The 1,332-nt window shown below is 70.9% G+C and carries 1 protein-coding gene; it reads left to right on the top strand.

Annotated features, from left to right (window positions below; genetic code table 11):
- The first annotated feature begins 234 nt into the window (after positions 1 to 234).
- Entirely contained in the window at positions 235 to 1,311 is a 1,077-nt protein-coding gene (locus ABH941_RS40880) for an IS110 family transposase (RefSeq protein WP_370138600.1), read from the top strand.
- The last annotated feature ends 21 nt before the right edge of the window (positions 1,312 to 1,332 follow it).

Genomic DNA, 1,332 nt, shown 5'->3' with positions numbered 1-1,332 from the left:
AGTGACAGTGATGATGTTCTCGGTGATGCTTCTGGTGGGTCTGACTCGCTAAGTGACTGACGCTTCGGCTGTCCTGTTGGGGATGTGTCGGCCTGCCGGGAGTATCACCGCGCACGCGGCCGGACGGGTGCTTGTGACTTCATAGGAGCTTGGTCAAGAAGCCCCGCCACTGTCTTGTCCACCCGCCCGACCGGCGCGTGCCGCCCCTTTCGCTCGAACCAGCAAAGGACGGACATGACCAGCATGACGTATCGCGCCCCGGAGGTCACCGGGGGTGTGGACACCCACGGCCGCACCCACCACGCGGCCCTGATCGACCCCCTGGGCCGCCACCTGGCCGACCAGGAGTTCCCCGCCACCACCGCCGGCTACCGGGACCTGTTGGCCTGGATGCACACCCACGGCACCGTGACAGCGGTGGGCGTGGAGGGCACCGGCGCCTACGGCGCCGAACTGGCCCGGGTCCTGGCCGCCGCCCAGGTCACCGTCGTCGAGGTGGACCGCCCCGACCGCAGGACCCGGCACACCAAGGGCAAGTCCGACCCGATCGACGCCTACGCCGCCGCCACCGCGGTCGCCTCCCAACGCGCCACCGGCATCCCCAAGAGCCGCGACGGCCTGGTCGAAGCCGTACGCGTGCTGCGGGTCGCGCGCCGCAGCGCGGTCAAGGCCCGCACCCAGACCATGAACCAGATCCGCGGCCTGCTGGTGTCCGCCCCCGCGGCACTGCGCGAACCCCTGGCCGAGCTGTCCCGGACCGACCTGGTGCGCACCCTGGCCCGCCTGCGACCGGGCCAGGACCTGACCGGGCCCACGGCCGCGACCAGGACCGCCCTGCGCCACCTGGCCCGCCGCCACCAGGCCCTGGGCGAAGAGATCACCGAACTGGACGCCGAGATCGGCCCCCTGGTCCAGCAGGCCGCCCCCGAACTCCTGGCCCTGTTCGGCATCGGCGCCCAGACCGCCGGCCAGCTCCTCATCTCAGCCGGGGACAACCCCGAACGCATGCGCTCCGAAGCCGCCTTCGCCCACCTGGCCGGCACCGCACCGATCCCCGCGTCCTCCGGCCGCACCCACCGCCACCGCCTGAACCGCGGCGGTGACCGCGCCGCCAACCACGCCCTGCACACCATCGCCCTGGTCCGCATGCGTCACGACCCACGCACCCGCGCCTACGTCGAACGCCGCACCCAGGAAGGACTGTCGAAGAAGGACATCATGCGCTGCCTCAAACGCTTCATCGCCCGCGAGGTCTACCACGCCCTGACCAGCCACAACACACCCCAACCCGAACCCACCCAACCCACTTGACATCTATAGGAGCATCCCCAA

Source organism: Streptacidiphilus sp. EB103A (assembly GCF_041261405.1).
In the GTDB taxonomy this organism is placed as follows: domain Bacteria; phylum Actinomycetota; class Actinomycetes; order Streptomycetales; family Streptomycetaceae; genus Streptacidiphilus.
The sequence above is the reverse complement of the archived record's forward strand: the minus strand, read 5'-3'. Positions and strand labels throughout refer to the sequence as shown.